This window comes from Mycetohabitans rhizoxinica HKI 454, assembly GCF_000198775.1.
GTDB classification, from domain to species: domain Bacteria; phylum Pseudomonadota; class Gammaproteobacteria; order Burkholderiales; family Burkholderiaceae; genus Mycetohabitans; species Mycetohabitans rhizoxinica.
Genome location: NC_014722.1, coordinates 2,249,849 through 2,273,124, shown reverse-complemented (window position 1 = coordinate 2,273,124; position 23,276 = coordinate 2,249,849). Strand labels below are relative to the sequence as shown.

The window sequence follows — 23,276 nt, the reverse complement described above, 5'->3', positions numbered from 1 at the left end:
CTCGATACCGGAGTGGGGCACACCCTCGTCGGTCAACCAATCTCCAGTTTGTGGGATTTGCAAGAGGCAGGCATATTGAGGCGAGATTCCTGCAAATTTCGACGAGGTTCGGATGGGTCCGAAGACGCCGGTGCCAGAGGGAGATTTGTTTCGCCAACCGCTGCGCGAGCAGATCAACTTGAAGCATCCGTTGGTTCGTCTGGCCGATCTGATCGACTGGGACCGACTAGGTAGCCTATGAAGTACAACGTCAATGGCTGGCGGCGTGACGGCCGGCCGTTCATCGTGAAGACACTTGGCCGCCTTGGTGCTGATATATCCTGGCCTGAAACAAGGTATAGCGGAACCGTGGTGCTGGTACATTTCCATAGTACTATGAGGCCCCAGAATAAAAAGGTTGGCGTTTCTTTTTACCACATCGTAGGTACGTTCTCGCTTATTTCGAAGCTCTTCGGTTAACCTGCTAATCGACTTGCTGTGAGCTTGAACATGCTCGCTTATTCCTACGTGATAGAAGTGATCGTACCGTGTTCGAGAATTACACGACGGGTTGCTAATCTGTCAACGAGCCCGAGATCATGCGTTGCAATGACAAGGATACCAGCATCACCAACGAACTTTTCAAGCCGCTCTTCAGCCTTTTTCTTAAAGTGCTCATCACCGACGCTCATCCACTCGTCCATCAACAAAATCTCTGGCTTGAGGATGGTTGAGATTGAAAATGCTAATCGAAGTGTCATGCCGGATGAATATGTGCGGACAGGCATATCCAGAAAATGACCAAGTTCGCTGAATTCGGCTATTTCTTCAGATAATGCTTCAATTTTTTGGGGCGTTAACCCAAGAAATAGTCCACGCAAATACATATTTTCATAGCCTGTCGATTCACCGTCCATTCCAAGCATAGAATCGAGCAAACTGGTCACGTGTCCCTCTACTACTACCGTGCCTTCTTCAGGAACATATACACCGGCAAGTACCCGCAGTAACGTTGTCTTGCCAGCACCGTTTCCACCGATTAGTGCAACCCGTTCTCCTTTTTCAATGTTTAGGCTGATATCGTGAAGTGCTTCTACTATAGTTTTTTTTGTCGGATTGTTGTCAACGAACCGACCACCGGTTGCCGCCGCCATTACCGTGCGTTTGAATGAGCGCGCTCGGGCATCATAGATCGGGAAGCGGACCGTTACGTTTTCAAGTGAAATACGCATTTATTTAAACCTTGTCAGAGCCAATATGTGACTCTATGTCGATACCTTGCCAGCATATATGCTGCAATTGCGGTCCCAACGATGGCCATTGCAGACGCTCGAATCCAGATTGCCGCAGCGGGCATTGCGCCAAGCAATGGTTCGCGCATTAGCTCCAATAGGTAGAAAAATGGATTTAAATGGAGAAGATTTTGCCTTGCTTCCGGCAGCTGTTCTGCCTTCCATATAATCGGGGTAAGGAAGAACATAACCTGAATTAGGTTGCTGATTACGGGTTGCATGTCTCGAAAGCGTGTACAGAAAATGCTAACCAAGCAACCAATCCAAAACAAGTTCGCTAGTACCAGAACTGCGGCAAATGGTAGGCACAACAAACTGACATTCAAGTGCACTGGAAGGACTGCCCATATGAACACGTATACGAGAATATTGTGTGCAAGAATAATTGTATGCCGATACATAACCCGGAACACAAACATGGATAATGGTAGCTTCATCTGGCGAAGATAATGAGAAGAGGCGGAAAATGCTTCGCCAAAATCATTAATCTGCCCGGAGATGAATCCCCAGAACATTAGTCCTAGTGTCAGGTGGGGGATGAAGCTTGCTGGATCGTAACTGAAAAGTGCTCCATAGAGTGGTCCCATTGCAGCAATCATCACGCCCATGCTGACCGTTAACCACAACGGTCCCAACATAGAGCGACGATMACGCTGACGGATGTCCTGCATCACCTAGGGCTAGCCATAGTGTGCGTTTACGCAGTCTTTCCTTGACGTCTTTTATTGCGCTCGAATAATCCACATTCAGTAGCTGAAAAATTGAAAACGAAATTGTATTGCGGTGGATATCCAGCGTCGCGCTATGCACGTGAGCTAGATATCGCTAAATAGCTCGTTATATTCAACTGCGGCTGTTCCGATTTTCTCCTTTACGTCGCATTCCGTAAGCAAATTAATCGGCCAAAGCCTTCGACGCGTCGCTGTCGAGCGTGTCCAAACAGTGTCATGAGGAGATGTGTGCTTTAGATATGGCTTTACAGCCCCGCTAGCCGATGATTGTACGTGCTGAAGGTTGTACCGGTGGGTTCCCTACAATAGACTCAAATCCTGTTTAAAGTTTGCCAAGGTTGCCCATGTGCGGACGGATGCTTTAGAAACTAGCGTATTGTACCCCGAAAAGCCGAATGCCCGAAATTTTGCTTCGGGGGAGTGGGGCGCTCAAAAGGGCAGACTAGTGTCCTTCAGCAATCTAAATTGTGAGATGCCTGCTATCTCGAATGGAGCGTCGCCATAGGCTAAGCGATGAGATCTTGTGATCGCGTAGGGCTACGTATGCGTAGCGGACCATCGGTAGCCATAATCGCCACGGCCGGGCTCGACCATAGTGACGAAATACCGCAAGTTGATTGCGCAGGGTGTAGTAGTGCTTGATGCCAAATGGACCATGTCGCAAACGGGCCAGCGGCGAACGCATATGGTCGACAATACTACCGGGCGCTAGCAGCACTTTCCAGCCTCGTTTGCCTAGTCTTAACGAATATTCAGTATCGTCATACGCGAGAAAGAACTCATGCAGAGGCAATCCGACCTCGACGGCTGCGTGCGCGTTCAGCAGAAAGCCAACAAATGATGCAGTGTCTATGCCAGTAAATTTTGTCTGGTAAGCCGAAAATGGTACGGATGGCTCTGCCAACGTTGCTGGATCGAAATTGCGCCGATGCTGGGGAGCTAATTTGCCAAATTCCCACACAGCTGAACATACGGCGCCGGTTCTCGGTTGCGCGTCGTGGGCTACGTCGATGAGTTGTGCAAGTGCATTCGGACGAGCGATCGCATCATCGTCCATCAACCAGATCCAATCGGCGCCCGCTGCTAATGCGGTCTCGATGCCGACCGCGAATCCGCCTGCACCGCCAAGATTTTGTTCAAGTCGGCAGACTTTTACATCGCTACGAGTTGCCAATAACTGCTGTGTTTCCATGCCACTAGCATTATCGACGACGATGATGCCAGAGGGCGGCCGGGTCTGCCCGACTAGCGCGTCGAGTGCTTGAGCCAGCAATTGTGGACGATCGCGCGTTACGACGACGGCTACAATGTTCACTGCAACGGCTCCACAACAAACGCTGGCATTGGCTCACCTCGTTGCTGCGCAACGAAGAACCTATCCGCTGTTTCCAGCGCCTCTTGAATCGTGACGTGCATATCGAGGTAACGATACGTGCCAAGCCTGCCAACGAACGAGATGTTGTGCTCGCGACGGGCGAGTTCAACATAACGCGCTAGCAAGGATTTTTCGTCAGCTAGACGAATCGGATAGTATGGAACATCGTTCTCCCCACAAAATCGGCTATGTTCTTTGAATATCAAAGTGCGTTCGTGCTGTTCCCACGGTGCGAAGTGTTTATGTTCGGAAATGCGCGTCCATGGCACGTCCACGTCGCAGTAATTGATCACCGCATTGCCTTGATAGTCGCCATCGTGCCGGCTTGCTTCGAAGTCGAGAGTACGGTAGCCGAGTCGGCCTTCACCGTAATCGAACCAGCCATCGATCGGTCCGCTGTAGAAGATGTGGTCGAAGCCGGCTGCAAGTGTACGATCGAATTTGACATTCAGTTGCAAACGAATGTTTGCGTGATCCAGCAACTTTTCTACGATAAACGTGTAGCCGTGTTTCGGCATTCCTTGAAACGTGCTGTTATAGTAATTGTCATCGTAGTTGAATCTTACTGGTAAGCGTTTAAGGATGTTTGCAGTGAGTTTCGATGGTTCCAAACCCCATTGCTTTTTAGTGTAGCCTTTAAAAAAGGCTTCATAAAGGTCGCGCCCAACGAAGCGTAAAGCTTGCTCTTCAAAATTGCAGGGTTCTAAGATCGATTGGTCACCAATCGACCCGATAAAGCGCTGGGCCTCATCGGGAGAGAATGTCTTGCCGAAAAATTGATTAATGGTCAGAAGGTTGATTGGCAACGTATAAACTCGACCTTTTGCAATTGCTTTTACGCGGTTTACAAATGGCATAAACTCGTCGAACTCGTTGACGAATCGCCAGACTTTTTCGTTGCTTGTGTGGAAAATATGCGGGCCGTATGTATGGACCATGACGCCCGTCTCTGGATCGCGTTCTGAATGACAGTTACCTGCCACATGCGCCCGGTTGTCGAACACTTGTACTTGGTAACCGTGTGTGGCGAGGCGGTGGGCGATTACGGCGCCGGAGAAGCCCGCGCCTACAATACCAATCTTTCGCATGAAACAATCTTTCGATCCCCTGTCGGGGAGAGTCAAACTTCGATGTACGCCGCCGTAAAGCGGCCCGTAGCCGCCTATGATAACTGATTGCGTAGCGGTGGGGGCGACTATGACGGAACCAGTGGAATGAACCGCACCGGCAATCGTGGAGGCAGGTTGGTTTAAATGAATGCAGGCACGTCAGCGGCATTTTGGGTTGCCTGTAGTTGTTTCCTTCATCCTCAGCGGGCAGGTTATAGCCGAGCGGCTCCATCAGCCGATGATGGCTGTACCAGGTCAGCCACTGCAGTGTTGCCAGTTCGATGGATGCCCTCGTTTTCCAAGGGGCGCGCTGATGAATCAGCCCGCCTGTACAGGCCGTTGATCGTTTCAGCCAGCGCATTGACGTTCCTATGTCAAGTAGTGCGCCCCGAATCGGCCAAGTTGCCCAGAATGAGCGGGTACAGTTCCCTGGCGATATAGCGCTTCAGGCAGCGATGAATTTACTTCTTAGACATGTCCTCCTTAGTCCGTCGTTCGACGTAAGCCCGTGTTCTCGAATCGCTGCGCATGCGCATCATGGCAATGATCAACAAGGCGTTGTTTGCAGCGCGGTCGCCGTCCCGGTTCAGGCGATGTCGGACCGTTTTGCCAGAAGACGCCTACAATGGGCTTGTGTCCTAGAGCGCTGCGAGTGCAGCTTCACTTTTCAGGCGTTTGGGATTAACGCCCGCAACAGCAACAAGCACTGCCGCTGTCTGAGGCTCGGCGCCAAATCGTTGTGGAAGCCGGCTGGCATGCTGGAGGGCTAGCCGCTCGAGCATCGTATCAAGCGTCTTGATCTCTTCCGCAAGCGCAGCCTGGTAGCCAGCGTTTGCAACATAGGTGTATCGCCTAACGAGCGCAGCCGTGCGTAGTTTGCAATGCATTCGGCAGTACCGTCTTCAGAAGGCGTTCGCGGATGTCCTGTGGAGCACTCACCAACAACGCCCGCAACTGATTGATCGCCTGCGGCTTGGCTTTGACGGCGCTGCAACGAGCAACGGAAACAGCTCGCATCGCTTCGGCCGCTCCAGACTACTCTTTGGGAATTGCCGTTGCTTTTCCGGCGAGGACTCCTCGCGCAGCCTTTTCCGCATCGGTGGAATCGGACTTTCCACGCAATCGGCGCGTAGCTCGATCAGAACGATTAACCTTCAGCACCTCGACATCGTGATCGTGCAGCACGCGTGCTAGGCCTGAGCCATACGTGCCGGTTCCTTCAACGCCAGCGCGGTGCAGAGGGCCGAGAGGATTTGCCCAAGACAGGAATTTAAGGTATTTCGCCGTTTCGGTAGACACCGACAGCGTTCCGAGGAGCTTTCCTGTTTCGCTGATTACTGCTCCGACATGCGTGTCGACGCCCAGGCCTTTTTAACAGTTCATTGGCTTTCTTCAAGATGTCGTGTTCAAGCCGCAATTGCCGGATGTCGCCTCGAAGCGATTTGACCGCTCCAGTACTGCCCGTTCAGGGGGTGCGGCGAATCGTTGTGGCGTTTCATGGATGCCGGAACCTCACGACCAAGTAATTTATTTTTTCAGTTATATAATATCGGCCTGTTCACGCCTGTCCTTTGAGCAACCACGCGCGTACTTTCCTCTCGAGTGCACAGCTCGATGACTGCCGACTGCTTCAACTTTCGGGGATGCGGTATGCCTTCAGCTTTGCCGACAATGCATTTCCTGGTTCCAGGGCGCAGCTCGTTGACCCAGGCTGCGAGCGTTCCCCGCCCCAGATATCACAATGCCCTCAAGGTTCCAGAAAGGCAGTGACCATAGTTTAAATATTGCTCGACGGCCGCTTCTTCTGTTCGACAGAGTACTTCGGCCTTGACTGCACATAGCGCGCCGGCAGATCATGACATCGTTCGTACTCTCGATGCCAGCTTTTGAGAGCATTTTTTGTCGGGTAGCCCAACTGACGGATGGTAGCAGCGTTGCGTTTCCCGAGTCTTATGGACAGCTCAACCGCTCGAATGCGCTCTTCGTACGAGTACTTGGACTACCTCCAAGTAGTCCAAGTTTGTCTGCACCTCGGAAAAGTAAATTTTCAACTAACGTTGACAGTTCGACGCGAATGCTCGCGGTAAAATAGCAGCGCAGCACGGCGTGGGAAGGCTGCGTTGCGGCTGCCTCGATGGGGCGCTTCGATTAACTTATACATTGTAGAGCGCCATGCTGATCTCCGTTTCAATTGTCACCTATCGTCAGCCGCTGGAAGTTTTGCGCAATACGCTGACAAGTCTTGGCGCCGCATTGAGACGCTTGGAAGGCCTGAAGGGATTAGCCACCCAGCCTTACGCTATGCTGACACTGGTTGATAACGGTACAGACCTACATAATTTAGACTATAAATCTGCACTCGCAGATTTCAACATTAAAGTTTCGGTCCTCTCCGGCCACGGTAATATAGGTTATGGACAAGGGCATAACCTGGCTATCAATGGCGCAAAATCGCGTTTTCACTTGATATTGAATCCAGACGTTGAAATTGATGAAGATGCGTTTTGGAATGCAATTAATTTTCTCGACAAGCATGCCGATGTCGGACTGATAACGCCGCTGATCGTCGGTGGTGATGGTGCCCAGCAGTACCTCTGCCGCCGCTATCCCACCGTCACCGATTTACTATTGCGTGGATTTGCTCCTCCAGCGCTTAAAAGGTGGTTTGATTATCGTCTTGCCAACTACGAGCTGCGAGAAATCCTCAACAGCCGAGACGTGGTTTGGGATCCCCCAATCGTAAGTGGTTGCTTCATGCTATTTCGCACCGACATTCTCAAGAAACTTGGCGGTTTTGATCCACGCTATTTTTTATACTTCGAGGACTACGATTTGAGCCTGCGTACTCACGCCGTTGCGCGGATCGCATACGTGCCGTCCGTGCGCATCGTGCACCACGGCGGCGGAGCGTCGCGTAAAGGCGTTAAGCACATCGGTATGTTCGCCCAATCAGCGTTTAAATTCTACCGCCGCTTTGGCTGGAAGTGGATATGACCAGTTTCGTCGTAACCGGAGCGAATGGATTTGTTGGTCGGCGGTTATGCCAAGCGTTGCTCGGACTCGGTGGCCGGGTCACCGGGGTGGCTCGTCATGGTCAGCCTGCTTGCGAAGGCGTACATAATTGGTTGAGTGTAGGAAACGATTTTGATGGGCTGGAACGGATGTGGCCGCGTTGCATCCGCAGCGACTGTGTAATCCATCTCGCCGGCCGCGTTCATATTATGCACGATGAGGCTGCGCACTCGCTTGCCGCGTATCGTGCAACTAATGTTGACGGCACAGTTCGCGTTGCAAAAGCGGCGCGCGCCGCAGGAGCGCGCCGCTTTGTCTTCGTCAGCAGTATCAAGGCGGCGGGCGAAACGGATGGCGGTAGCCCTTTAAAGGAAACGGTCACGCCTGCGCCGGTCGATCCCTATGGCTTGTCGAAGTTGGAGGCAGAGCGAGCGCTTACCCTATTCGGGCGTAGCACCGGCATGGAAATTGTCATTGTGCGCCCACCGCTAGTGTATGGGCCGGGTGTGCGCGCCAATTTCTTGCACTTGATGACAGCGATTGACCGCGGGATTCCATTGCCACTTGGCTCCGTCGATGCGCGCCGCAGCATGGTCTTCTTAGATAATCTTGTAGATGCATTGATACATTGCGCGCTTCACCCATCTGCCGCAGGAGAAACGTTTCATGTGAGCGATGGCTCGGATTTGACGGTGGCGGAATTGGTGCGGACGCTTTCACAGCAGTTGAATGTGCCCACGCGGCTTATTCCTGTCCCGGTGCGGATGCTGCGGATTGGGGGCCGGCTTACCGGCCGCTCAGAAGCGGTTGAGCGTCTAGTCAACGACTTGCGGCTCGATATATCGCATATCAGCGAAGTGTTAGGGTGGCGTGTCCCATACTCTATTGAAGAAGGCTTGATGAAAACCGCTATGTGGTATCGAGCGACTCACTGAAACGAATGTCTCTTATGCAGGGTTTAAATCTCTCCCCTTTGGAGACGTGCGTGCTGCTCGCCATGGCTGGGCTGGTCGCTGTTATTGCTATCTTGGCTTACCTACTCCAAACCGGCCTCGCGTGGCGTCTCGCCACAGATGTGCCGAACCACCGCTCGCTACATGTGCGGCCAACGCCACGCGTCGGGGGATGGGGTATCGTTCCTGTCGTGGTGGTACTCATCTGGGTGAGCGCACCAAAGCTATGGATGCCGGCCGCAGCGGCAGGTTTGCTGGCGGCGCTGTCACAGATTGATGACCGGCGCGGCTTACCTGCTCGGATGCGTTTTACTGGTCATTTGATTGCGGTGGTGTCGTTAGTGTTTGCCTATCGGACGCCTGTCCCCTGGTGGGAGCTGGTGCTCATGGCATTCTTGCTGTTGTGGCTAGTTAACCTTTACAACTTCATGGACGGTGCGGATGGCCTAGCGGGGGGCATGGCGTTATTTGGATTTGGCGGCTATGCATACGCGGCACTTTCCGCCAACCATCCGGACGTACAACTTGCCGCCGCGAGCGCAGCGATCTCCGGTGCTGCGGCCGGTTTCCTGCTTTTCAATTTCCATCCGGCCCGGGTCTTTCTAGGCGACGCCGGATCGATCCCGCTTGGATTTCTTGCTGGAGCGCTTGGCTATTGGGGATGGAGAGGCGGAGTCTGGCCTGTGTGGTTTCCGGCGCTGGCATTCGCCCCCTTCATTGGCGATGCTTCTGTGACGTTGCTGAAGCGGTTGTGGCGCGGCGAGCGATTTTGGCACGCCCACAGAGAGCATTACTATCAACGGATGGTGCGTTCGGGGTTGGGGCATGCGACTACGGCGCTAATTTGGTATGGGGTGATGGTGGCTGGCATAATGCTCGCCATCGTCGCTTTGCGGTTAGTTTCCCTATATCAGTGGATGGCAGTGTTCGGCTGGGTGCTGGTGCTTGTGGCGATGGGTTATTGGGTTGACCGGCGTTGGCGTAGCTACGTAGCCAGTTCCACTCTTGTTGAAGGTCTTGGTGCCGATGATCAAACTTAAAGCCTCATGGCTATCAACCAGTGCTTTTGCGTTTGATTTATGCTCGGTTGCGCTGGCCTGGGCCTGCGCCTACATCATCCGGTTTAATGGAGCGGTTCCGGACGATTTCCGCACCGGCGCGTTGCATGCACTGGTTTGGGTATTGCCGCTGTATGGCGCCATGTTTCGACTGCTTGGCCTATATCGCGGCATGTGGGTATTCGCAAGCTTGCCGGACCTGATGCGGATCGCCAAAGCGATCTGTTTCGGCGCCGTGCTGGTGATGGTTGCGTCCGTGATGATCCAACCGGTTCCTATCATTCCCCGATCTGTGTTGGCTGTCTCGCCGATGTTGCTTTTTCTGGGAATGGGCGGCGCTCGTGCGATCTATCGTGCAGCGAAGGAGTTTTATCTATACGGTGGGCTGGTCGGCCAAGGCAAACCAGTTTTCGTATTGGGAGCTGGCAATGCGGCGGCAAGTATTGTCCGTGAGCTAAAACGGTCGGGAGAGTGGCGGCTGGTTGGCTTGCTGGATGATGATCCTGTGAAGCACGGGCGTGAGCTTTATGGCTACCCAGTGCTTGGACCTATATCCGAACTGAAGCGATTTGCCGCTGAACTGAAGGTTGGGCACGTTATCATCGCAATTCCGTCTGCGTCGGTCGACGCACATCGACGTATCGCGACCGCGTGCGTACGGGCAGGAATCCAAGCCTTTGTTCTGCCGAGACTGACTGCATTGACGCAGGGTCAGTCGCCGTTGTCCAGAGTTCGTCAAATCGATCTGGAAGACCTGCTGGGACGCGATCCAGTGTCGATTGATACCGCACATGTCGAAGCGTTATTGAAGGGCCAAGTGGTGATGGTGACTGGAGCTGGCGGATCAATCGGGTCGGAATTGTGCCGGCAGATCCTGCGCTTCGGTCCCGTTCAACTGATTGCTTTTGACTTGTCCGAATATGCGATATACCGACTCAGCGAAGAGTTGCACGACCATTACCCAGACGTGTCGATCAAACCGGTAATCGGCGATGCCAAGGATTCTTTGCTGCTGGACCAGGTTATGGCCAGGTACGCGCCTCATATCGTTTTTCACGCCGCCGCATACAAGCATGTCCCGCTGATGGAGCAGCTTAACGCATGGCAGGCAATACGTAACAACGTGCTCGGCACGTATCGTGTTGCCAGCGCTGCAATCCGGCACAAGGTGTGCCGTTTTGTGCTGATATCAACCGACAAAGCCGTTAATCCAACCAACGTAATGGGTGCCAGCAAGCGGATGGCGGAAATGGTCTGCCAGGTGTTGCAGCAGAGCACGCATGTAACCAAGCTTGAGACAGTGCGCTTCGGCAACGTCCTAGGCAGTGCAGGCAGCGTGATACCGAAGTTCCAGGAACAGATCGCGCGTGGTGGACCGGTGACCGTCACGCATCCGGGCATTACCCGCTTTTTCATGACAATTCCCGAAGCGTCGCAGTTGGTGCTGCAGGCGTCGAGCATGGGGCAAGGTGGGGAGATCTTCCTGCTTGACATGGGCCAACCGGTACGTATCGCCGACTTGGCGCGTGACCTGATCCGGCTGTATGGTTTTAACGAGGACCAGATAAAAATCGTCTTTACCGGCTTGCGGCCTGGCGAGAAGCTGTACGAGGAGTTGCTAGCCGACGAAGAAACGACGATTCGCACGCCACATCCGAAGTTGCGTATCGCACGGGCGCGTAAAGTACTGAATAACTTACTGGATGATCTGCTGCCATGGTTGATGCAACAGCGGATCCTGTCCGATGACGAAGTACGACGTGATTTGAGACGCTGGGTCCCCGAATATCAGCCAACTGGGGGCGCGATGCTGCACAGTGTGCCTACCAAAAATCGCGCTTCCCATGCCGCCGGATAGCACGGCCTCTATAATGCGTCAGCGCTCAGCCAGTTCCCTTCTTCGACTAGCGATGGTGGCTAGCAATGTCGCGGTCGTCAGGGCGTAAAACGCTGCATTCATCACAACCGCGAAAACATCGTTCGTCAGTCCAAACACGAAGGTTCCCAGCACCATAATCAGGCCCATATATGCTGCATTTGTAATGGTCGGGTCTGAATGTCGTCGGTATTTCCAAAAGTATCGTAGTGGTCCCCCATAAAGCAAGAGAAGGCAGACAAGGCCCACTGTACCCGCCTCGGCAAGCATAGACAGTATTTCATTATGCGCAAGGTGCATATGGAAATCGGACACCAAATGGTTATACTTCGGAAAATGCATCATGCCTTCCTTTAATCGGCCTTTTCCGACACCGAAGACCGGCTGTTCGGCATACAGTTCCAGTGATGCTTTCCATAATTCAAGACGTATGCCCGTCGACGATTCGGTGTTGCCTGCTGAGAGCTTGCGTATGTCGGATTCAAGTGCGCTCACGCGTTCTTGAACCATATTTGTAGTCGAAAGCGCGCCTAGTGCTGCTATCAGTAGCAGTACTAGCCCGGCTGCAGTCCAACGATTGGACAACCAATGCCGTCCGGCCATCGAGGCCCACACGAGCACGGGTAACGCTATCCAAGCGCCGCGTGCGCCGGACAGGTACGAGGCGTAGCATCCACATAGCAGGGCAATGATTTTAAGAGCCCATTCGCCTAACCAGATTTTCCGGTCACGTTCAAGTGATGCAAAGGCAAGAAAGCCAAGCAGCAGGGCCGTTCCGCCAAAAGGGATGGGGTTCATGAACGCATTGCCGAGGCGTTCGGGCATGGACCAAGAGCCGGTGTGCAGCACCTCATAAAGCGCCCAGGCGCCAGTTGCAATGGCTCCGGCAACGAAGCCCCATTGTACCAAGCGGAGTCGGGCGGATGGCAGTGAGGCGAGCAGGAGGAAGCTGGGTACAATCAAACCAAACCGTAGTATGGAATCAAATGCCGATAGCTTGGCTGTGTGCAGTACGAGTACTTGAAATAGGACGGCCACCGGCAACGCCAGCATGCTAATAAGATAAAGTCGGTACTCGCGCCATATCGATCGACAACGTTCCCAGTTAGCCGGATGCGCTGTCCAACCTAGCGCCAACATGAGCAAAGTGAAATAGCAGTAACCGGTCCCCCCCTGCATTGTCAGCACTAGCGCAGGTGAAAGAATGATCGCGGCTGTGGCGACCCCTGTGACAAATCGGTTCGGGTACATGAATACGAGGCTGTGGGTTGTTCTTCAGCGCGGCGCGGGCGATGGCATCCTCGATGGACATGCCCGGCATCTTGCGTACAGGGCGCTCATTATAACTGCCGCCTCCGCGTCGATTGGCCACGCCGGCCATTAGCACGCGGACGGTCAATGGCGTGCACTTAAGCAGTTGGCTCGGTAGGCGCAACGTCGCAAAGGTCCGCGTGCTCCGCGGCTGCGCAACTCGGTTCACCCGCTGCAGCACCTTCTAGTCTCCGAAGCGGATCAGGTAGCGCTCAGCAATGCCGTACAGGGTGTCCTTCGGCTGCGTCCGATAGACCTCGATGTTGTCGGCGCACCGGGTCTCGCATGCAGTGCGTCGTGTGAACGCAGCTGCAATTTGAGCGAATCATTGAAATATGCGTGTCAATTAGATAAGCGTGTCAATCGTGTGCGACGGAATATCCACGTCCTGTTTCCAGTTTCGCTCAAAAATGTGCGATCGTGACAGTGGTCGCGCGAGATTGCGAAACAGCAGTAGCGCCAGTTCAAACGCCTTGTTGGTCAGCGATGCCGGCGTGTCACGCACCTGCACCGGCTGCAGCGCGCTGTCGAACGTATAGTCGCCGAACTGTTCGCGCGAGCCCGACACCGACTGCCGGTACGCGTGACGCAGCAGCGTTTCGACGCACGCTAGCAGGATTTGCGCGGACACCGGCTGCACGATGTAGTCGTTCGTGCCGGCGTTGAGCATCGACACGATATCCGTCTCGTAGCTGTGGCTGGTCATGAACAGCATGGGCAGGGTGGGAGGCAGGTTTTGCCTGGCATGTCGGGCACGTTCCAGTCCAGCACCAGCAGATCGAGGGTTTGCCTGAGCAACGGGTGCACGAAGGCCTGGCGTTTGGAGAATGAATGGCACATGTGCCCAGCTTTGCTCAGCGTTTGGCAAATGAATACCGCCTGGCTTGGGTCATCGCCCAGAACGCTGATTCTCATCCCGGCATAGCGGCCGGCGCACCGAGACGAATCAGCGCGGGCGCTTACGAAACACAAGCCAGCGGGGGGCCTTAAAGCGCACGATGCTCACGTACAGCCATACATAGGTTGCCACGAACAGCACGACAAAACAGAACAGGTGGACGGTGTGTCGCCAGAACAACGTTGCCGGGATCACAGCGATCAGGCAGAGCAACCATAGGTACGGCGAGGTCAGCGAATTGCGCCGGGTCAGCTCCCGTGCGGTGCGCGCGCCCACCACCCAGCGCATCAGCCGCTTGTAGACGAGCATGTGCAAATGCACGCCGTCCGGAATGCCTGGCGACATCCCCCGCACGAACCGCTTACGGTAGATCGAGAAACAGACCTCGAAGATCGGATACATGAATAGCAGCAGCGGATACCACGCGGAAACGTCGCGGTTGCGCATCACGAGCAGGATGGCCAACTCCGCCAGCATGAAGCCGATGAAATACGCGCCCCCGTCGCCCAGAAAGATCAGTCCGGCCGGAAAGTTCCACAAAAAGAAGCCAATGATTGCCCCCATCATGACCAGCGAGCCGGACAGCACGATCGGGTCGTGGACTTGGAATGCGACATACGCAAGTGAAGCGAACATCATGAAGCCGACCATCGACGCGAGTCCGTTGAAGCCGTCGATGATATTGATCGCATTGGCCAGACCGGCGACTGCGAGCACCGAGATGACCGCGGATACCCACGGATACGCGAGTGCAAAATCCAGCCACGGTACGCTAATACGGGTAATGGCCGCGTCGAGCAGCCAATACGCGAGTGCTGCGGCGACCATGGTCGCGACGAGCCGCGTAAAGGGGCTCACGCGCCTGGTCAGGTCCTCGATCAGCCCGGAGGCGAACGCGGGCAAGCCGCAGGCGGCCAGCAGCAGAATGCCGTCGGCCACCGATGGATACGCGCCGCGCAGCTGCATAGCGCCGCCCGCCAGTCCGAGCAGGATGCCGACGCCACCGATGCGCGGCACGGGCCGAACATGGAATTTTTGTACGCCCCTCAGATCGGTATCGGTCGACAGGTGCTGGTGCGTGTTCGCGTAACGGACGATGGCGAGCGTGACCAGCAGCGAAATCAAGAAGGCAATGGCGAAGCTGAGCATGGGTACTGCGTCTCCTCGCAAGGCTTAGGCGTAGCCGTTCGGATTGTTCACCTGCCAGCGCCAATGATCCGCGCACATCCTTTCGATGCCATGCTCGGCGCGCCAGCCGATGACCCGCTCGGCCGCCGCCGGATCCGCGTAGCAGGCCGCGACGTCGCCGGGACGGCGCGCGACGATCTCGTACGGGACTTCGCGGCCGCAGGCCCGCTCGAAGGCACGCACCACGTCCAGCACGCTGTAGCCCTTGCCGGTGCCCAAGTTCACGGTAAAGCTGCGGCTCTGCGCGAACAGTGTATCAAGTGCGGCAAGGTGTCCGCGCGCGAGGTCGACAACATGAATGTAGTCGCGCACGCCGGTGCCGTCCGGCGTATCGTAGTCCCCACCGAAGACCCGCAAACGCGGCAGCTTGCCGACTGCCACCTGCGCGACGAATGGCATTAGATTGTTCGGGATGCCGTTCGGGTCCTCGCCGATCAGCCCGCTCTCGTGCGCGCCGACCGGATTGAAATAGCGCAGCGTGGCGACCTTCCAGCCGGTATCGGCGTGCGCCAGGTCGCGCAGGATCTGTTCGGCCATCAGCTTCGTCTGGCCGTAAGGATTAGTTGCGGACAATGGGAATGACTCGTCGATCGGCACGCTTTGTGGCACGCCGTACACGGTGGCTGACGAGCTGAACACGATGTGTTTGACATCATGCTCATTCATCACGCGCAGCAGTGCCAGCAAGCTGTCCAGGTTGTTCGCATAGTAGTCCAGCGGTTTTTGCACCGATTCACCCACCGCCTTGAGCGCGGCAAAGTGAATCGCGGCGCGGATCGGGCGGTGTTCGAACACTTGCCGAAGCGCGCGGTCATCGCGCGAGTCGGCTTGGTGGAACTGAACCGTCTTGCCGGTGATTCGCTCGACGCGGCGCACCGCGTCAACCTTGCTGTTGACCAGATTGTCGATTACCACGACATCGTAGCCCGCGTTGAGCAACGCCACGCAGGTATGCGAGCCGATGAAGCCCGCACCGCCGGTGACCAGGATCGTGCCTTGATTCGTCATCGTTGTCCTCATGTTTGACGGGCACGCGCACGAAATAGTGCGCGCTTGATGGATTGCAACACCGGGTACGGCGTCACGCAATGCAGCAGGTTCTTACCTAGGCCGAGCCACCAGTAGGGATTGGCCGCCTCGAAGTAGGCAAGCTGCAGTCGCAGTGTCGAGACGATCTGCGTGCGTCGCTTTGTAGCACTGATGCCGCCTTCGTTCAGTTCGTAAACCAACCCGACTTCGGGCAGGTTCGCGCAGTCGTGCGCGCGCATTAGCCGCAGGAACAGGTCCAGGTCCTCGGCCGCGCGATATGCCGCGCGATAGTTGCCGGCCTGCTGGACCGCGTCCACGCGCAGCATGATTGTCGGATGGAGCAATGCGGTGCGCGCAAAACGCTGCCGCCGTATGTCGGCCGGCTTGCTCGGCGGGGTCAACGTGAACAGCGGCGCGCCGGTGCGCGTGGCGACCTGTGCCCACATGCCGACTGCGGCCACGTGCGGATGCGCATCCAGATAGGCGGCTTGCTTCGCCAGCCGGCGCGCACAGGCAAGATCGCCGGCGTCGATACGGGCCGCGTAGCGCACCGCGCGCGCTGCCAGTGCATCGATGCCGGCGGCCAGCGCCCGCTCGATCCCGCCATTGCGCGCCAGGCGCAGGACTTCGACCGACAGGCCATCGATAGCGGGCGCGATGATCGGCGGCGTGCTGCCGTCGTCGACAATCAGCACGTGCACTGGTGCTGGCTCTTTGAACGAGCGAAGCGTGCGCTCCAGGTCGGCTTGGCAATTGTAGGCGGGAATCAGCACGCTCACGCCCGCGAGCTCGTTGTGATCAACATCGTTCATGGCTTAAGCTTGAGCCGGATATAGTAGAAATTCACCGCGATCGCCGTGATGTAACCGGCGGCCAGTCCGCCTAGCGCGCCGCGTGCGCCAAATGTCGGGATCAGGACGAAATCCAACGCGAGCGCGACGGCCAGTGCCAGTATCCATTTGACCAGCAAGACAAATTTGGCCTGGTATTTGAGCACGACCAGATTGCCGATCGCCTCGATGCCGGCCGGCACCGATAGCCAGACCGCCACGCGCAGGATTTGCGCGGCGCCGTCGAAGCCGGGTCCGAACACGATCCGCACGACCCGGTCCGCCGTTAGATCCAGCAGCAGCGCGCCGGCGCCCATCAGCGCTGCTGTCATCCATAGCAGCCGTCCCATATTGCGCCGCAGCTGCGATAGGTCGGCGACGCGATAGACGAATGCCGGCGCAAGCGTTTGCGCAAGCATCAGCGCGAGCGCAATCCAGTTCTCATTCAATTGCTGTGCGGCGGCATAGTGGCCCAGTTCGGCAAATGACACATAGCGCTCCAGCACCAGCCGGTCCAGCTTCAGGAACAGGTACATGCAGACGAGTCCGAGCCAGAAAACCGTCCCGGCGCGGCCGAACGTGCGCAGTAGCGCGCGCTCCACACGCCAGTCCAAGCGGCCGTGGCGCGCGCGGTAATAGACGAGCAGCACGGAGGCGACAATCGCCGCCTCCGCCACCCACAGCCATGCGAAGCTGGCCGCCGACGCGGCGGCGTGCACCAGCAGCCAGACGCCACCGGCTTTGGCTAGCGCGGCGACCATGTTCGTGATCAACTGTGGCTTGGCATAGGTGATACTTTGCAGCCACGAATTAATCACGCCGACCAGTGGCTCGCGCAGCAGCATCGTCACGGCCAGCGCGGCCAGTATTGCGCCGACGGTCGGCTCAGTCAGTCCGGCAGCGATGCTGGTCCACGTTAGCGCGAGCGCAAGCGCCGATACTGCAAAGCGCAGCGCGAACGCGCTGCCGAGGATCGTGCCCAGGCGTTGCTCACCGCCGTGCACGATCATGGGGACTAGGATTTCCGCGCCGCACACCCAAGTCAGGGGTGCCAGCACGAGCAGCAGCGTGTTGGCATACTGCCATTTGCCGAACAACTCCGCACCGAAGTAGCGGGCGAGCAGACCGCTGATCAGGATCACGACCCCAATTTGCGTGAGCCGCTCCAGGCCAAGCCAACAAAGGTTGGCGACCGCGCGGGCGACATCCGGATTGTTCTTGATTCGGTTCAGCATGCGCCGGCGGGGCGGATAAGTACGCGTCCTGACGTGGTGTGGACCGCCATTTCGGCGATCATGACCTTTACCCACGTTAAAATGACCAGACAAAGGGGTCTGAGTAAGCTGCAATTATAGATTGGATCCGGTCCCGAACCGGCGGCCCGTGAGCGGCACTGCGAACAGACTGCGTAGGTTCGTTGTGCGACGCTTCGGCGGCCCCTCGAATTTTCGTTTCCAACAGGCACTCACTCATGATTTCTCAATCGATTTTCAAGGCTTACGACATTCGTGGCGTCATCGGCAAGACGCTTGATGCCGATGTGGCGCGGCAGATCGGCCGCGCATTCGGCAGCGAAGTGCGTGCGCAAGGTGGCGATGCGGTGGTGATCGGTCGCGACGGGCGCCTGTCGGGTCCGCAGTTGTCCGCCGCGCTGGTCGATGGCCTGCGCGCGGCGGGCGTGGACGTGATCGATATCGGCTTGGTGCCGACGCCGCTCGGCTATTTCGCGGCCAGCGTGCCGCTCGCAGGGCGGCAGGTGGATTCGTGCATCGTTGTCACGGGCAGCCATAATCCGCCGGACTACAACGGCTTCAAGATGGTGTTGCGCGGCGCCGCGATCTACGGCGAGCAGATTCAAGCGTTGTATAAGCGCATCGTCGAGGGCAATTTCGCCACGGGCGCCGGCAGCTACAGCGAACATGACGTGCGCGATGCCTACGTCGAGCGGATCGTGTCCGACATCAAGCCGGCTCGGCCGCTGAAGATCGTCGTCGATGCAGGCAATGGCGTGGCGGGATCGCTTGCGCCAAGGCTGTTCAAGGCGCTCGGATGCGAGCTGGTTGAGCTGTTCTGCGAGGTGGATGGCAATTTCCCGAACCATCACCCGGACCCGGCCCATCCCGAAAACCTGCAGGACGTGATTCGTGCGCTGAAGGAGACCGACGCGGAGATCGGCTTTGCGTTCGACGGCGACGGCGATCGGCTCGGTGTCGTGACCAAGGACGGCCAGATCATCTATCCGGATCGGCAATTGATGTTGTTCGCGCAAGAGGTGCTGTCGCGCAACCCGGGGGGGCAGATCATCTATGATGTGAAGTGCACGCGTAACTTGGCCAAGTGGGTACGCGAGCAGGGCGGCGAGCCGGTGATGTGGAAGACTGGCCACTCGCTGGTGAAGGCGAAGCTGCGCGAAACCGGCGCGCCGCTCGCCGGAGAGATGAGCGGGCACGTGTTTTTTAAGGACCGCTGGTACGGTTTCGACGACGGTCTCTATACCGGTGCACGGCTGCTGGAAATCCTGTCGCGTGTGGCTGATCCGAGTCAATTGCTTAACAGCTTGCCGAACTCAATCTCGACGCCCGAATTGCAGCTCAAGCTTAACGAGGGCGAAAACTTCGAGCTGATCGGCAAGCTGCAAAAGCATGCGACGTTCGACGGCGCCGATGACGTGATCACGATCGATGGCCTGCGCGTGGAGTACCCAGATGGTTTCGGGCTCGCACGCTCATCCAATACCACGCCTGTGGTTGTGATGCGCTTTGAGGCTGACAATGATGCCGCGCTCAAGCGGATCCAGGAGGACTTTAGGCGTGTGATCATTGCGCAGAAGCCGGACGCAAAACTCCCGTTCTAGGCGGTCCGGCACAACGCGGCCGTCGGGCCGGGCGACCCGTCTATCGGTGCCGCGTGGGGCCGGCCTACCGACGATGCTCGGGTCCGACGCGATAGCTGTGTCGATCCGCGCTACAATTCGCTACTTTTCGCCCGGCGGTCCAGAGCCTGCCGGCAATCCTCTTTCGCCGGCGACATGGCCGGTGTGGTTCCCGTAGCGTATTGATCCGCGTGCAAAAGATTCTGATCGTTCGGCTGTCGTCGCTGGGCGACGTCGTTCACAACATGCCGGTGGTCGCCGACATCCGGCGGCGCCATCCCGATGCGGTCATCGACTGGCTGGTCGAGGAGAATTTCGTCGAGCTTGTCGAACTCGTCCAAGGCGTGCGTCGCGTCATCCCATTCTCTCTGCGTCGCTGGCGCAAGCGGCCGCTGTCGGCAGCGACGTGGCGTGAAGTGCGGCAATTCAGGCGCACATTGTCCGCTGAGCAGTACGACGTGGTGATCGATTGCCAGGGATTGGTCAAGAGCGCATGGGTCGCGAGCTGGGCACGCGGCAACCTCGTCGGATTGGGCAATCGTACCGACGGTGCCGGCTATGAGTGGCCGGCACGCTGGTTCTACCGCACGTGTGTGCCGATCGAGGCGCGCACGCACGTGGTCGAGCGCTCCCGGCAACTGGTCGCGCGTGCGCTCGGTGATCCACCGCCGCGAGCCGATGGGCAGAAGCCGCGAGCCAATGGACAAAACATCGATTTCGGCATTGACCGGCGCCGTGCGGCGCTCGAACTGGCGCGCACGGGGCTGAACTTGCCGGTGCCGTACGTGGTGTTCGTGCATGCGACCTCGCGCGAGGACAAACAATGGCCGCAACGCTGCTGGATCGAGTTGGGCCAGGCGCTCATTCGCCGCGGCGCGTCGATCGTGCTGCCCTGGGGCAGCGACGTCGAGCGTGCGACCAGCGAGCGGCTCGCGCAGCCATTCGGTGCCGCCGCGCTCGTGCCGCCACGCCTGTCGCTGCCGGCGGTTACCGGGCTGATTGATGGTGCGGCAGCGACCGTCGGCGTGGACACCGGTCTGGTCCATATCGCCGCGGCGCTCAAGCGCCCGACGATCGAGTTGTACAATTTCGCGACGGCATGGCGCACCGGCGGCTATTGGTCGCCTGCCATCGTCAACCTGGGGACGGCGGGCGCCTCGCCGGGCCTTGCCGACGTCAAGCGTGCACTGGCTGGCTTCGGATTGCTGTAGCGATATGTTCATGAGCGAATCACAAATCATCGAGGTCCAGACCGCCGATTGGCACGGGCAACACTTGTTGGTGCCCCGCGAGACGCTGCTGGCCGCGGTTGAGTCCGGCAAAGTGCTGTATTTCCCCCACTTGCGTTTTGTGATCGAAGGGGGAGAACAAGCGCTGCTGGATCCGGCGATCGCCGACCCCAAGCGCAAGAACATCAGCTTGGCGCCCAATGGCGGCGCGTTGCACGGCGCGTCGGGCGATGCGGTCACGCAGTCGGCCGTGCGTGCGCTGGTGTCGCGTTACCAACTCAATGCACGCGAACTGATCGACGGGCTGTTTCCGGAATATACGGGCAAGTTGCGCGTCGCGCCCACCAGCCTGCGGTTGCATCGTGTCGAAACACGCAAGACGTCATGGCGAAAGGACGACAGCCGGCTGCACGTGGATGCATTTCCGTCACGGCCGAACTATGGCGAGCGAATCCTGCGCGTGTTCACGAACGTCAACCCACACGGCGAGCCGCGCGTGTGGCGGGTCGGCGAGCCGTTCGAGGACGTGGCGCGCCGGTTCCTGCCTCATATACCGAAATTCGTGCCCGGAGCCGCATGGCTGTTGCAGCTGCTGCATGTGACCAAGACGCGGCGCAGCGAGTACGACCATTTGATGTTGCACCTTCATGACGCGATGAAGGCTGACCTAGACTACCAGCGCAACGCGCCGCAGCAGACAGTGCCGTTTGCGCCGGGCAGCGTCTGGGTGTGCTTTTCGGACCAGACGTCGCATGCCGTGATGTCCGGCCAATTCATGCTCGAGCAGACCTTCTTCCTGCCGGTGCGCTCAATGGTGCAGCCGCAGCGCGCGCCGCTGGGCATCCTGGAGCGTCTCGCGGGCCACGCGCTCGTCTGAACCGTTGGCCGACGATCGATGCTAAGAATTCTATATCGTGCACTCTGGTTCATCGTGGCACCGCTGGCCGTCGTGCGCCTGGTGGCACGCTCGCGGCGCGAGCGCAGCTACATCGAGCACATTGGCGAACGGTTCGGCCATGTGGCGGGCCGCGCGGCGCACGACGACGCCCCGCTGGTTTGGATCCATGCGGTGTCGCTCGGTGAGACGCGTGCCGCTCAACCGCTGGTGCAGGCGCTGCTCGACGAGCGTCCCGACGCGCGGGTGCTGCTCACGCACATGACGCCGAGCGGACGGGCGATCGGCGAGCAACTGTTCGGCTCGCGCGTGTTGCGCTGTTATTTGCCCTATGACATGTGCGGTCCGGTACGGCGGTTCCTTCGCGTATGGCGTCCTACATTGGGCATCGTGATGGAAACCGAAGTGTGGCCGACGCTGATCGACGAGTGCCGCCATGCGGGCGTGCCGCTGGTGCTGACCAACGCGAGAATGTCGGAGCGCTCATACCGGCGCGCCTCGCGTTTTGGCGCGGCGGGGCGTCAGGTATTCGGTGGCTTTACGCGCGTGCTGGCGCAGAGCCCGGCCGACGCGCAGCGCCTGAGCGCGCTTGGCGCGCGTGACGTCGCGGTGCTCGGCAACTTAAAGTTCGATATGGAGGCCCCGGCCGAGTTGGCCGAGCGCGGCCGTGCCTGGCATGCGGCAATCGGCCGGCGGCCGGTGTGGGTGGCGGGCAGCACGCGCGAGGGCGAAGAGGCGCTCGTGTTGGACGCATACCGCCAACTTGGCGTTGCTGATGCGCTGCTGGTGCTGGTGCCTCGCCATCCCCAGCGCTTCGATGAGGTCGCGGCGCTGGTCGAGCGCGCCGGACTCAAGCTGGCGCGCCGCTCGCAGTGGGCCGGCGCATCGGTCGCGCCGGGCTCGTGCGAAGCGGACGCAATTGAGCCGCTGCCGGCCGACGTGCAAGTGTTGCTCGGCGATTCGATGGGCGAGATGCGCGCTTATTACGCGGCGGCGGACGTGGCCTTCATCGGCGGAAGCTTGCTGCCATTCGGCGGCCAAAACCTGATTGAGGCATGCGCTGTCGGCGTGCCGGTCGTGATTGGCCCACATACGTTTAATTTTACCCAGGCGAGCGCTGACGCAATTGCGGCCGGCGCTGCGCTGCGGGTGCAGGATCCGGCCACGTTGGCGCGCGCCGTGCGTACGGTGCTGACCGATCGTGCGCGCTGTGTGACGATGGGCGCCGCCGGGGCCGCGTTCGCGGCGCGTCACCGTGGCGCAACCCGTCGCACGATCGATGCGCTAGAGGCGTTACTGCCGCCTGTCAAGCCGTGAACAGGCTGTTCTTCTCGATGAAGGGGGCACCTCGTTCAGTCTGCTTTGCTCGTTCAAATTCGTTATCGCGAATGGTTTGTCATCGCGAATGTTGCGGGTGCCCAATGTCATCGCGTCGAGCGATGCGCTAGTCATCGGCGCGCGATCTGTCTTGTCGATGATTAGCAAGGCGCCATTCATGATGGTAGGGGCCGGCAGGTCGCTCTGGTTCTGCGTACTCCCGTGCTGGCGCAGCGTCAGTTAGTTGTACATTTCAATGACGGGCGATGGTCCGATACGCACTTGCGGGCGGCGTGATGTCCATCAAAGCAGGCAGTCTGTC

The 23,276-nt window shown here is 57.9% G+C and carries 19 protein-coding genes and 3 pseudogenes; 9 read left to right on the top strand and 13 right to left on the bottom strand.

Annotated elements, in window-relative coordinates:
* The first annotated feature begins 112 nt into the window (after positions 1–112).
* Positions 113–241, top strand: coding sequence for a hypothetical protein (locus RBRH_RS20945; RefSeq protein ID WP_013436099.1), 129 nt, complete (start codon positions 113–115; stop codon positions 239–241).
* Positions 242–503: 262 nt separating this feature from the next.
* On the opposite strand, the gene RBRH_RS09915 is transcribed toward RBRH_RS20945, so the two are convergent.
* The 7 genes and pseudogenes from RBRH_RS09915 to RBRH_RS20300 form a co-directional block, all read right to left on the bottom strand.
* A complete protein-coding gene (locus RBRH_RS09915) occupies positions 504–1,211 on the bottom strand; it encodes an ABC transporter ATP-binding protein (protein WP_013436098.1) in 708 nt (235 codons plus the stop codon).
* A gap of 14 nt (positions 1,212–1,225) precedes the next feature.
* Positions 1,226–1,942, bottom strand: coding sequence for an ABC transporter permease (locus RBRH_RS09910; RefSeq protein WP_065757422.1), 717 nt, complete (start codon positions 1,940–1,942; stop codon positions 1,226–1,228).
* Positions 1,943–2,462: 520 nt separating this feature from the next.
* Entirely contained in the window at positions 2,463–3,317 is an 855-nt protein-coding gene (locus RBRH_RS09905; protein WP_013436096.1) for a glycosyltransferase, read from the bottom strand.
* Positions 3,314–4,465: a UDP-galactopyranose mutase gene (gene glf, locus RBRH_RS09900; RefSeq protein ID WP_013436095.1), complete on the bottom strand. Its 1,152-nt coding sequence runs from the start codon at positions 4,463–4,465 to the stop codon at positions 3,314–3,316. The genes RBRH_RS09905 and glf overlap by 4 nt, the downstream gene beginning before the upstream one ends.
* Positions 4,466–4,626: 161 nt before the next feature.
* Positions 4,627–4,848 (bottom strand): annotated as a pseudogene (locus RBRH_RS17390) (IS3 family transposase); the annotation flags it as partial.
* A gap of 12 nt (positions 4,849–4,860) precedes the next feature.
* Positions 4,861–5,851, bottom strand: a pseudogene (locus tag RBRH_RS21575) (IS110 family transposase).
* Positions 5,840–6,461: pseudogene (locus RBRH_RS20300) on the bottom strand (transposase); the annotation flags it as partial. The pseudogenes RBRH_RS21575 and RBRH_RS20300, both read right to left, overlap by 12 nt.
* Before the next feature lie 197 nt (positions 6,462–6,658).
* Here RBRH_RS20300 and RBRH_RS09885 point away from each other — a divergent pair.
* From RBRH_RS09885 to RBRH_RS09870, 4 genes are read left to right on the top strand one after another with little or no spacing between them, the layout of a single operon-like run.
* Positions 6,659–7,480, top strand: a complete 822-nt coding sequence (locus RBRH_RS09885) for a glycosyltransferase family 2 protein (protein ID WP_013436091.1) — start codon at positions 6,659–6,661, stop codon at positions 7,478–7,480.
* Complete coding sequence (locus RBRH_RS09880) at positions 7,477–8,433, top strand: UDP-glucose 4-epimerase family protein (protein WP_013436090.1); 957 nt, start codon at positions 7,477–7,479, stop codon at positions 8,431–8,433. Before RBRH_RS09885 ends, RBRH_RS09880 begins: the two co-directional genes overlap by 4 nt.
* Positions 8,434–8,447: 14 nt before the next feature.
* On the top strand, positions 8,448–9,491 hold the full coding sequence (locus RBRH_RS09875; protein WP_013436089.1) for an MraY family glycosyltransferase: 1,044 nt from the start codon (positions 8,448–8,450) through the stop codon (positions 9,489–9,491).
* Positions 9,478–11,367, top strand: coding sequence for a polysaccharide biosynthesis protein (locus tag RBRH_RS09870; protein ID WP_013436088.1), 1,890 nt, complete (start codon positions 9,478–9,480; stop codon positions 11,365–11,367). The genes RBRH_RS09875 and RBRH_RS09870 overlap by 14 nt, the downstream gene beginning before the upstream one ends.
* A gap of 18 nt (positions 11,368–11,385) precedes the next feature.
* Here the strand turns inward: RBRH_RS09870 and RBRH_RS09865 are convergent, their stop codons facing one another.
* From RBRH_RS09865 to RBRH_RS09840, 6 genes are all read right to left on the bottom strand, one after another.
* Entirely contained in the window at positions 11,386–12,438 is a 1,053-nt protein-coding gene (locus tag RBRH_RS09865) for an O-antigen ligase family protein (RefSeq protein ID WP_157864425.1), read from the bottom strand.
* A gap of 604 nt (positions 12,439–13,042) precedes the next feature.
* Entirely contained in the window at positions 13,043–13,411 is a 369-nt protein-coding gene (locus tag RBRH_RS16310; protein ID WP_013436086.1) for a response regulator transcription factor, read from the bottom strand.
* Positions 13,412–13,642: 231 nt separating this feature from the next.
* Complete coding sequence (locus RBRH_RS09855; RefSeq protein WP_013436085.1) at positions 13,643–14,743, bottom strand: MraY family glycosyltransferase; 1,101 nt, start codon at positions 14,741–14,743, stop codon at positions 13,643–13,645.
* 24 nt (positions 14,744–14,767) lie between these two features.
* Positions 14,768–15,790, bottom strand: coding sequence for a UDP-glucose 4-epimerase GalE (gene galE, locus RBRH_RS09850; protein WP_013436084.1), 1,023 nt, complete (start codon positions 15,788–15,790; stop codon positions 14,768–14,770).
* Positions 15,791–15,798: 8 nt separating this feature from the next.
* Positions 15,799–16,623 carry a glycosyltransferase gene (locus tag RBRH_RS09845; RefSeq protein WP_013436083.1) on the bottom strand — a complete coding sequence of 275 codons (825 nt, stop codon included), beginning with the start codon at positions 16,621–16,623 and terminating at the stop codon, positions 15,799–15,801.
* Complete coding sequence (locus RBRH_RS09840) at positions 16,620–17,876, bottom strand: oligosaccharide flippase family protein (RefSeq protein WP_013436082.1); 1,257 nt, start codon at positions 17,874–17,876, stop codon at positions 16,620–16,622. The genes RBRH_RS09845 and RBRH_RS09840 overlap by 4 nt, the downstream gene beginning before the upstream one ends.
* Positions 17,877–18,112: 236 nt before the next feature.
* Between RBRH_RS09840 and RBRH_RS09835 the strand changes: the two genes are divergently transcribed.
* The 4 genes from RBRH_RS09835 to waaA all read left to right on the top strand — a co-directional run bounded on the left by RBRH_RS09835 (position 18,113) and on the right by waaA (position 22,954).
* On the top strand, positions 18,113–19,495 hold the full coding sequence (locus RBRH_RS09835; RefSeq protein WP_013436081.1) for a phosphomannomutase/phosphoglucomutase: 1,383 nt from the start codon (positions 18,113–18,115) through the stop codon (positions 19,493–19,495).
* Between the two features lie 209 nt (positions 19,496–19,704).
* Positions 19,705–20,724, top strand: coding sequence for a lipopolysaccharide heptosyltransferase I (gene waaC, locus RBRH_RS09830; RefSeq protein ID WP_013436080.1), 1,020 nt, complete (start codon positions 19,705–19,707; stop codon positions 20,722–20,724).
* Positions 20,725–20,734: 10 nt separating this feature from the next.
* Complete coding sequence (locus RBRH_RS09825) at positions 20,735–21,619, top strand: Kdo hydroxylase family protein (protein ID WP_041754447.1); 885 nt, start codon at positions 20,735–20,737, stop codon at positions 21,617–21,619.
* An 18-nt stretch (positions 21,620–21,637) separates the two neighbouring features.
* On the top strand, positions 21,638–22,954 hold the full coding sequence (gene waaA, locus RBRH_RS09820) for a lipid IV(A) 3-deoxy-D-manno-octulosonic acid transferase (protein WP_013436078.1): 1,317 nt from the start codon (positions 21,638–21,640) through the stop codon (positions 22,952–22,954).
* The last annotated feature ends 322 nt before the right edge of the window (positions 22,955–23,276 follow it).

What these genes read in the sequence shown, in the direction of transcription:
- RBRH_RS20945 (WP_013436099.1), top strand. Translation starts at nt 113, where the DNA reads ATGGGTCCGAAGACGCCGGTGCCAGAGGGAGATTTGTTTCGCCAACCG.
- RBRH_RS09915 (WP_013436098.1), bottom strand. Translation starts at nt 1,211, where the DNA reads ATGCGTATTTCACTTGAAAACGTAACGGTCCGCTTCCCGATCTATGAT.
- glf (WP_013436095.1), bottom strand. Translation starts at nt 4,465, where the DNA reads ATGCGAAAGATTGGTATTGTAGGCGCGGGCTTCTCCGGCGCCGTAATC.
- RBRH_RS09885 (WP_013436091.1), top strand. Translation starts at nt 6,659, where the DNA reads ATGCTGATCTCCGTTTCAATTGTCACCTATCGTCAGCCGCTGGAAGTT.
- RBRH_RS09880 (WP_013436090.1), top strand. Translation starts at nt 7,477, where the DNA reads ATGACCAGTTTCGTCGTAACCGGAGCGAATGGATTTGTTGGTCGGCGG.
- RBRH_RS09875 (WP_013436089.1), top strand. Translation starts at nt 8,448, where the DNA reads ATGCAGGGTTTAAATCTCTCCCCTTTGGAGACGTGCGTGCTGCTCGCC.
- RBRH_RS09870 (WP_013436088.1), top strand. Translation starts at nt 9,478, where the DNA reads ATGATCAAACTTAAAGCCTCATGGCTATCAACCAGTGCTTTTGCGTTT.
- RBRH_RS09865 (WP_157864425.1), bottom strand. Translation starts at nt 12,438, where the DNA reads ATGCTGGCGTTGCCGGTGGCCGTCCTATTTCAAGTACTCGTACTGCAC.
- RBRH_RS16310 (WP_013436086.1), bottom strand. Translation starts at nt 13,411, where the DNA reads ATGCTGTTCATGACCAGCCACAGCTACGAGACGGATATCGTGTCGATG.
- RBRH_RS09855 (WP_013436085.1), bottom strand. Translation starts at nt 14,743, where the DNA reads ATGCTCAGCTTCGCCATTGCCTTCTTGATTTCGCTGCTGGTCACGCTC.
- galE (WP_013436084.1), bottom strand. Translation starts at nt 15,790, where the DNA reads ATGACGAATCAAGGCACGATCCTGGTCACCGGCGGTGCGGGCTTCATC.
- RBRH_RS09845 (WP_013436083.1), bottom strand. Translation starts at nt 16,623, where the DNA reads ATGAACGATGTTGATCACAACGAGCTCGCGGGCGTGAGCGTGCTGATT.
- RBRH_RS09840 (WP_013436082.1), bottom strand. Translation starts at nt 17,876, where the DNA reads ATGCTGAACCGAATCAAGAACAATCCGGATGTCGCCCGCGCGGTCGCC.
- RBRH_RS09835 (WP_013436081.1), top strand. Translation starts at nt 18,113, where the DNA reads ATGATTTCTCAATCGATTTTCAAGGCTTACGACATTCGTGGCGTCATC.
- RBRH_RS09825 (WP_041754447.1), top strand. Translation starts at nt 20,735, where the DNA reads ATGAGCGAATCACAAATCATCGAGGTCCAGACCGCCGATTGGCACGGG.
- waaA (WP_013436078.1), top strand. Translation starts at nt 21,638, where the DNA reads ATGCTAAGAATTCTATATCGTGCACTCTGGTTCATCGTGGCACCGCTG.